Annotated in this window: 3 protein-coding genes; 2 read left to right on the top strand and 1 reads right to left on the bottom strand. The window is 44.3% G+C overall.

All coding sequences use genetic code 11. From position 1 onward, the window contains the following. Positions 1–190 precede the first annotated feature (190 nt). Positions 191–1,504 carry a branched-chain amino acid transport system II carrier protein gene (gene brnQ / locus AB4496_RS04520; protein ID WP_032555323.1) on the bottom strand — a complete coding sequence of 438 codons (1,314 nt, stop codon included), beginning with the start codon at positions 1,502–1,504 and terminating at the stop codon, positions 191–193. A gap of 314 nt (positions 1,505–1,818) precedes the next feature. Here brnQ and AB4496_RS04515 point away from each other — a divergent pair, with 314 nt between their 5' ends. Continuing rightward, positions 1,819–2,547, top strand: coding sequence for a tRNA1(Val) (adenine(37)-N6)-methyltransferase (locus tag AB4496_RS04515; RefSeq protein WP_009848423.1), 729 nt, complete (start codon positions 1,819–1,821; stop codon positions 2,545–2,547). Positions 2,548–2,654: 107 nt separating this feature from the next. Next, the coding region (locus tag AB4496_RS04510; RefSeq protein ID WP_133148599.1) for a DEAD/DEAH box helicase at positions 2,655–3,148 on the top strand (494 nt) is incomplete at its 3' end.

Here is a 3,148-nt window from a genome sequence, read left to right as displayed (position 1 = left end):
AGTACAGCGAAAAGCTATAACCAAACAGAAGTACACTCAGCTAAGTAACTCAGTAGCGAAGTAGCGAAGTAGCGAAGTAGCGAAGTAGCAGAATATTAAAAGATCACAGAATACAAAAAGGCCTCATTACTGCGAAGTAATGAGGCCTTTTCTATTTCATGTCGAAGGACAATGTCATCTCAACGGAAGATTAAACAGTCTCTTCAGCCATCTCTTGCTCTGTTGATTTACCAACGAAGAACATACAGATGATTGCGGCAGTTGTTGGAAGCAACCAACCCATACCGATTTCGAACAACGGCAGCATGTTCATTGCAGATACATCTATACCTGCAACTTTAGCACCATCGATAAGAGCAAACAGTAGAGACACTAATACCACTACGCGGTAAGCCGCTTTTGGATTAGGAAAGCGGCTGCGCAAGAATGTCAGTGCGACCAATGCGATTGCTACTGGATAAAGTGCAAACAGAACTGGAACAGACAGAGAAATTAACTGAGAAAGGCCAACGTTCGCTACGGTTGCACAAGCTACACCGTTGATGATTACCCAGGTCTTGTAAGACAGAGGTGTTAGCGAGCTGAAGTAATCAGAACATGCTGATACAAGGCCAATCGCCGTCGTTAGACAAGCCAATAGTACGATCACAGAAAGCACGAGTTGACCTGAAGGGCCAAACAAAGATTGGACGTATAGGCTTAAGATAGCGCCGCCATTATCTGCACCTGCTGCAACTGTTGCGCTTGTTGCGCCCAGGAAGAACAGAGAGATGTAAACAAATGCTAGACCCGCAGCGGCAATACAGCCCGCACTGATTAGGTACTTAGTTGTTGCTGCGCGGTCAGTCACGCCTTTACTGCGAATTGCGTCAACAATCAGCATGCCAAACATCAAAGCAGCAAAAGTATCCATGGTGTTGTAGCCTTCAAGGAAACCTTTGGTCAGTGGCTGAGTGATGTACTCACCGTGAGCCGCAAGGACATCACCTTGTGGGTTAATGAACACAGCAACTGCCAGTACAACCAAACCAACGAATAGTGCAGGCGTAAGTACCTTGCCAATAACGTCAATAAGCTTACCTTGTGACCATGAGAAGAACATCGCTACCACAAAAAATGCAATCGAAAAGAGAGTTAGATGAACTTGAGTCGCATCAATGAAGAACGGCTTCACCGCCATCTCATATGCAACAAGGCCAGTACGCGGTGCAGCAAATGCAGGACCGATAATGATAAAGATCAGCACAGCCATGATGGTTGCAGCTTTCTTAGGAAGATCTTTAGTTAAGTGACCCCAAGAGCCACCAGCCACTGCAACCGCGACGATAGTGATTAACGGCAGACCAACGGCAGTCAGCAGAAAACCAGACATCGCTGGAAGAAAGTGATCACCAGCTAATTGGCCAGCTAGAGGTGGGAAGATGATGTTACCCGCACCTAAGAAAAACGCAAAAAGCATAAAGCCCAATGCCATTATATCTGTTAGTTTTAGACTCTGTTTCACAGATAATCCTTAATTATATTTATGAGTTTATGTTGTGCTTACATGAATGTTACAGCGAGAAGCTGCCAATCAATCTTTAAAATAGTCGCGCATAATGACGAAACACTCGGCTAGCTGCAAGTCACCATAAAAAAACACCATATAAATTTGCATATATAAACAAAAAGTAGTGAATTAAACTAAATATATGCAGATTAACATAATTATCAACCGATCATTGTTAGCAACAATAGATAAGCAATTAGAATATTAATTTACACAAATAGTTAACATTAGAGCTAATCACTTAAAATATCTCGATAATCAGAATATTCATGAAAGACAAAACGACAAATACTAAAAGCTTCAATTTTAAGAGGTTCTCTATTTACGGAGGACAGAGCGGCATGCCTGTTAGCACCGATGGAGTACTGCTCGGATCATGGATTAACCTTGCCCCTGAATCATTAGTACTCGATATAGGGACAGGAACAGGTCTGTTGGCCTTGATGGCTGCGCAGCGTTTTGAGGATGCTTCAATCTCTGCGATCGATATTGATCAGCACGCCATTGATGCTGCCACAGTCAATATTGAGCAGTCGCCTTGGCAAGATCGTATCTCCCTTCATCACGACAGCGTGTTAACCACGGATTTCTCGCAACAATTTGATGCCATAATTTGTAATCCGCCCTACTTCAACTCTGGTGAACAGGCACAGCAAAGTCAAAGAGCCACCGCTAGACACACCGACAGCTTGGATCACCTTCAACTTGCCCAGTGTTGTTTCGAGATAACAACTGATGCCGCCACCGCCAGTTTTATACTGCCGACGCCCGAAGGAGAAGGCTTCATCAAACTTGCCGAGCAATGTGGTTGGTACCTAGCAAAGCGCCTTGATGTGAAAACAACCGACAAAAAACCGCCAAGCAGAATCCTGTTTGAACTATCTAAAGATCCTGTTAGCGAGCAAGATTTGCAGCGTGAATCGCTTACGATCCATCACGATGGCGGTTATAGCGAGGCATTTATTGCCCTTACTAAAGATTTTTATCTCAAGATGTAGCAAATACCATGTGATCCTAATCACTAATGCTTCTATAATGTCCGACTACTCTTTTTTATCGTCTGCTTTTTGAGGCAGAAACATTTATTGCTTGTGGAGAAACAACAGTGATCAGAACCTTTGCAGAACTCGATCTAAACCAAGAGCTGCTTAAAGCAATTGACGAAATGGGCTACGAACGCCCAACACAGATACAAGCTGAAGCAATCCCACAAGCGTTAGATGGAAGAGACGTTTTGGCTTCTGCGCCAACAGGTACTGGTAAAACAGCATCATTTGTATTGCCAGCACTGCAATACCTACTGGATTTCCCACGTAAGAAATCTGGCCCTGCACGTATGCTTATCCTGACGCCAACGCGTGAGCTAGCAATGCAGATCACCGAACAAGCACGTGAACTTGCTAAATACACCAGCCTAAATATCTTTACGATCACGGGCGGTGTGATGTACCAAGAGCACGCAGATATCTTAAGCACGACTCAAGATATCGTAGTCGCAACACCTGGTCGTCTGATGGAATACATTGAAGGCGAGCGTTTTGACTGCCGTGCGATTGAATGGCTGGTTCTCGATGAAGCTGACCGTATGCTAGACATGGG

This window comes from Vibrio sp. 10N.222.46.A1 (assembly GCF_041473595.1).
GTDB lineage: Bacteria > Pseudomonadota > Gammaproteobacteria > Enterobacterales > Vibrionaceae > Vibrio > Vibrio tasmaniensis_A.
Note: the sequence above shows the minus strand (reverse complement) of the source record. Positions and strands in the feature narration are given on the sequence as shown.